This is a genomic window from Fulvivirga kasyanovii, assembly GCF_009711405.1.
GTDB lineage: Bacteria > Bacteroidota > Bacteroidia > Cytophagales > Cyclobacteriaceae > Fulvivirga > Fulvivirga kasyanovii.
The window spans coordinates 1-5,428 of sequence record NZ_SMLW01000316.1 but is presented as its reverse complement, the minus strand read 5'-3'; the positions used below and the strand labels follow the sequence as shown (position 1 = coordinate 5,428).

Sequence of the window (5,428 nt, the reverse complement as noted above, 5' to 3'; positions counted from 1 at the left end):
GAAACCGGTTTAAAGAAACAAAGTATACTGATAATTTTGAAGAAAGATCTGGCTTGTGATGATGGGTCTTCGGAATGGGAAAATAATTAATGAAAACATTTTTTAGAGTATTCAGGTACGGACGCAACCTGGGGGCATTTTTGCCTCAGTATGCGGCCTATATTTTATTGGCAGTAGTTTTTAGTGCTATCAATTTTACGCTTCTCATCCCTTTGCTGAGCGTTTTGTTTGAAACAGAAGATGCCAAAGAAGTGGTTGATCCGGGGAAATTCGAGTTGAGCACTGACTATATTGTAGACTATTTTTACTATACTTTTGGCAATATCATCGAGCAACATGGTAAGCAGGAAGCCCTCTTGTTTGTGTGTATTATAGTTATAGTATCAGTCTTTATTACCAACATATTCAGGTACCTGGCGACCATTATAGTAACCAAAATAAGGCTTGATGTGGTCAAATATCTTCGGATGGATATTTATAATCGTGTTGCGTCCATGCATCTGGGGTATTTTACCAATGAAAGGAAAGGTGACCTGATGTCCCGGATCACCAATGATGTGCAGGAAGTTGAAGCTTCCATTCTGAGTAGCCCCAAAGCGCTTTTCAGGGAGCCGGTTACTATTATTATCTATTTTATTTTCCTGTTTACGATCTCTGCCAAGCTTACAATATTCACCATATTGGTCCTGCCCATTACCGGAGGTGCATTGGCTGAAATTGTAAGAAGGTTGAAGAAAAGGGCTGTTCAAAGCCAGGAATCACTCGGGCGGATAGTGAATATACTTGATGAGACCCTAGGAGGAATGCGTATTGTAAAGGCTTTTAATGCCCGTAAATATGTGACCGATAAAATTGATCAGGAAACGGACTACTATAGAAAGGTGAACCTGTCATACTCCTACAAGAGGGAATTGGGCTCGCCGGTATCTGAGTTTTTGGGAGTGGCTATTGTTTGTATCATCATTTATTATGGTGGCTCCCTGGTGCTTTCTGCTGATGGCAGCTTAAATGGTCCGCAGTTTATCGCTTATCTGGCTATTTTCTCTCAAATAATCTCTCCGGGCAAGGCATTCGCCGCCGGTATATCAGGGTTGCACAAAGGCATTGCGTCTGCCGAGCGGATTTTCAAAGTAGTAGACTCCACTCCGGCCATTGTCAATAAACCGGATGCCATTGAGATCAAAGAGTTTAAGGAAAAAATCACTTTTGACCACGTCAGTTTTGCTTATGACAAGGAAAAAGTGCTGAAAGATATTTCTTTCACTGTTGAAAAAGGAAAAACCATAGCACTGGTAGGCCCTTCCGGTGGTGGTAAATCCACCCTTGCCGACCTTATCCCAAGGTTTTATGATCCTACAGAAGGAGCCGTAAAAATTGATGGTGTTGATATCAGGGACTATGATATTGAATCTGTAAGGAAATTAATGGGTATAGTAGCCCAGGAATCCATCCTCTTCAATGATACTATCTTCAACAATATCGCATTCGGTATTGAGAATGCGGATCGCGAAAAGGTGATCAATGCAGCAAAAATTGCCAATGCCCACAGTTTTATCATGGAAATGGAAAATGGCTATGAAACCAACATCGGTGACAGAGGCATGAAGCTCTCGGGAGGGCAGCGGCAGAGAATAAGTATTGCCAGGGCCGTAATGAAAAACCCTCCGGTACTCATCCTTGATGAGGCTACATCAGCGTTGGATTCGGAGTCTGAGAAGCTGGTTCAGGAGGCTTTGTCAAACCTGATGAAGAACAGGACTTCGGTGGTGATAGCACATCGCCTGAGCACAATACAACATGCAGACGAGATACTTGTTATACAATCAGGGGAGGTAGTAGAAAGAGGTACGCATGACGAATTGGTGGCTCGTGAAGGCTTATACAAAAAATTAAATGTGATGCAGAATACTTAATAAATTTTATTACTTTTAATTACAATGAATTCATGCTTCATGCTATATTGCCAGTTGTCTAAAAGAAGAGTTTTATGAGAAAACCAAGGTCCATTTTTTATATTATTTATTTCCTGTTTCATATTGGCCTTTTATTGGTGTCTATTTATGTGAATTACAAATCCGAAGACTTTGAATTCCTTTTGAAGCTTCGGGTCAGAATGGACCTCATGATCTATGTGGCAATAGCTGGTCTGGTATTGTTTTTTATAGATATAATGCTGATTACCATGGAGGTCAGGAACCATAAAAAGGAACGGGAAAGGCTTGAGCATGAGGTGAATTCATTAAAAGCGAAGATGTTTGACCTGCAGGAAGCCACCAAATCCACTCCTTCCCAGAAAGAATTGACGAAGAAAGAACAGAACGAAGACCAGGAATAACCTTTTTAGCATGGATAATTACAAGTTGATAAAGCAGGAGCTGCTTCAAGCTTCTGATGTACTTGATAAATTTTTAACAGACCCGGATAGTTTAAAGCAGATCACTGCTGCCGTTGACCTTTTTGTTACTGCGTTTAAAAATGGTGGTAAGGCCATATCCTGCGGTAATGGAGGTTCTCATTGCGACGCTATGCACTTTGCTGAAGAGCTTACAGGAAGGTTCAGAGATGAACGCGCCCCACTTCCTGCAGTAGCCATTTCAGATCCCAGTTATATATCTTGCGTTGGCAATGACTATGGCTATGAACGGGTCTTTTCACGGTTTACCGAAGCTTTTGCCACGGAAAATGATGTTTTACTGGCCATTAGTACCAGTGGAAAATCTAAAAATGTAATAGAAGCTGCGAAGGCAGCCAGAAAGAAGGGGGCTAAAGTAGTAGCCCTTACAGGTAACGGCGGAGGAGAGCTGGCTGAGCTGGCTGATGTTGAGATCAGAGTGCCCCACTTTGGTTATGCCGATCGTATCCAGGAAATCCACATCAAAGTCATCCACATTATAATTTTATTGATCGAAAAATCTTATTTATAGAATGCTGGCAAAAACTTTTGGGGCCGCCGTTTATGGCGTAGATGCCAAGGTAATTACTATTGAAGTTAATGTAGGAAAAGGTACTAAGTTTCATATGAGTGGCTTGCCTGATAGTGCCGTTAAAGAAAGCGAACATCGGGTAGAGTCAGCGATCAAAAACATGGGCTTTAGAATGCCACGTATCAAGGTGGTGGTTAATCTTGCTCCTGCCGATATCCGGAAGGAGGGGAGCGCCTACGATTTGCCTATAGCCCTATGTATTCTGAAGGCTTCCAGTCAGACTATTGCAGAAAAACTTGATCAGTATATGATCATGGGAGAGCTATCTCTTGATGGTACGCTAAGGCCTATCAAAGGCGTACTGCCAATCGCTATTGAGGCCAGAAAGAATAAATTTAAGGGCTTGGTGCTGCCCAAAGAAAACGCCAAAGAGGCCGCTATAGTTAATGACATTGATGTAATTGGTGTTAGCAACATTAACGAGGCCGTTGAGTTTTTTGAAGGTGAAAGGGAAATTGAACCCTTGGAAGTGGATACCCGTGATGTGTTCATGGCAGAGCTCAACAACTACGATGTAGATTTTAAGGATGTTCAGGGGCAGGAAAATATAAAAAGGGCTTTAGAAATTGCGGCAGCCGGTGGGCATAATGTGATCATGATAGGGCCTCCGGGAGCAGGGAAAACCATGCTTGCCAAACGACTTTCTTCTATTTTACCGCCACTGTCTCTTTATGAGGCGCTGGAAACTACTAAGATACATTCGGTTGCCGGTAAGATGGGGTCCGATTCCTCATTGATATCCACCCGTCCTTACCGATCTCCACACCACACAATCAGTGATGTTGCCTTGGTAGGTGGCGGAGGTAATCCACAACCCGGGGAGATATCTTTGTCGCATAACGGTGTACTGTTTTTGGATGAACTTCCCGAGTTTAAAAGAACGGTACTGGAGGTGATGCGTCAGCCGATGGAGGAAAGAAAAGTAACGATCTCCAGAGCAAGAATATCATTGGATTACCCTGCTAACTTCATGCTCATTGCCAGTATGAACCCATGCCCCTGTGGCTATTACAATCACCCCGAAAAGGAATGTGTATGTGCTCCCGGTGTGGTACAGCGATACCTGAGCAAAGTAAGCGGGCCGCTGCTGGACAGGATAGACCTTCACGTAGAAGTTACTCCGGTATCGTTTGACGAAATGACAGCGAACAGAAAAACCGAGAGCAGTGCAGAGATAAGGGAAAGAGTAATAAAAGCCCGGGAAAAACAAGCAGAGCGCTTTAAAGACAATGCTTCAATACATTCCAATGCCATGATGCCCTCCCACAGGGTGAAAGAAGTATGTGCGATCAATGAAGCAGGTAAAACCCTGTTAAAAACAGCTATGGAGAAATTGGGCCTCTCTGCCCGTGCTTATGATAGAATCCTAAAAGTATCAAGAACGATTGCTGACCTGGCCGGTTCAGACGAAATTAAAATTGAACATTTGGCTGAGGCTATCCAATACAGAAGCCTCGACAGGGAAGGCTGGGCCGGATAATAGTGTTACCGGGTCAGACGGAATTTCCGTGGAGAAACAAATTTTTCGACCCATTTTGCTCCACTGGTTTTCAGCTTCTAATGTTGATTGCCGCTTTTTCGGGGGAACTTTTCTTCACATCAGGTTAAGGCGCCTTGCTGAGTTTATCTGGTTTTGAAAGATTCATTACGAATATCTCCTGACTCAGTCAACCTTTCTTTAGAAGCAGCCTGCCGTTAAGACAATGGAATTTTAAACTCGTCCTATTGTGTATATTTAGCCTCAGTTAAGTAGTGTAGAGAGAAATCAGTAGGAAAAAACATGTTTAAACACTATATTGCATTCCCAAAATTTGTAATGTCGGCACCCCATACCGAATTTATCTTGAAACTATTTCATAATGGATCAGGAATTCCTGTGGAAACTAAGGGACGACAACAAATCGGCGCTGAAGGAACTTTTTGACTCTTTCTATACTGACTTGACTAGATTTGCACTCCGGCTGACGGCAGACTCCATGGTGGCAGAGGAGATTGTGCAGGATATTTTTGTCTACCTGTGGCAAAACAGACATTCAATTGATATCAAAAGTTCCGTAGAAGCTTACTTGTATAGAGCGGTTAAAAACAAATGCATCAACTTTGTAAGGAGCAAAGTTCATCAGCAAAGCAGGATTACCGGCAATGAAGATGACATGCAACATTTATGGGTTCACCCTAACCACCTCGAGTCAGATGAATTGCCTGCACTGATTGGAAAAGCAATTAAATCTCTGCCTGCCCAGACCTCATTAATTTTTTGCTTTAGTCGTAATGCCGGGTTGTCGTACAGCGAAATTGCAGAGAAGTTAAATGTCTCTCAAAAAACAGTAGAATACCACATCAGTTCGGCGCTGAAGTCCATTAAAAAATTTCTCGTCGCACATGGCTATATCTTTTTATTGGCTCTGCTTTGTTGGCGTTATTGATTATTAAATAACATAAGG

General features: G+C 42.6%; 5 protein-coding genes. All 5 read left to right on the top strand.

What is annotated here, in order from left to right:
* Nucleotides 1-89 precede the first annotated feature (89 nt).
* The 5 genes from E1163_RS02735 to E1163_RS02715 all read left to right on the top strand — a co-directional run bounded on the left by E1163_RS02735 (nucleotide 90) and on the right by E1163_RS02715 (nucleotide 5,410).
* The gene (locus tag E1163_RS02735; RefSeq protein ID WP_155169215.1) at nucleotides 90-1,913 is read left to right on the top strand and encodes an ABC transporter ATP-binding protein; all 1,824 of its coding nucleotides are present in this window, start codon (nucleotides 90-92) and stop codon (nucleotides 1,911-1,913) included.
* A gap of 74 nt (nucleotides 1,914-1,987) precedes the next feature.
* Nucleotides 1,988-2,335, top strand: coding sequence for an Asp23/Gls24 family envelope stress response protein (locus E1163_RS02730; RefSeq protein WP_155169213.1), 348 nt, complete (start codon nucleotides 1,988-1,990; stop codon nucleotides 2,333-2,335).
* 10 nt (nucleotides 2,336-2,345) lie between these two features.
* A complete protein-coding gene (gene lpcA / locus E1163_RS02725) occupies nucleotides 2,346-2,924 on the top strand; it encodes a D-sedoheptulose 7-phosphate isomerase (RefSeq protein ID WP_155169211.1) in 579 nt (192 codons plus the stop codon).
* 1 nt (nucleotide 2,925) lies between these two features.
* On the top strand, nucleotides 2,926-4,464 hold the full coding sequence (locus E1163_RS02720; protein WP_155169209.1) for a YifB family Mg chelatase-like AAA ATPase: 1,539 nt from the start codon (nucleotides 2,926-2,928) through the stop codon (nucleotides 4,462-4,464).
* A 379-nt stretch (nucleotides 4,465-4,843) separates the two neighbouring features.
* On the top strand, nucleotides 4,844-5,410 hold the full coding sequence (locus E1163_RS02715) for an RNA polymerase sigma-70 factor (RefSeq protein ID WP_155169207.1): 567 nt from the start codon (nucleotides 4,844-4,846) through the stop codon (nucleotides 5,408-5,410).
* Nucleotides 5,411-5,428: the final 18 nt, after the last annotated feature.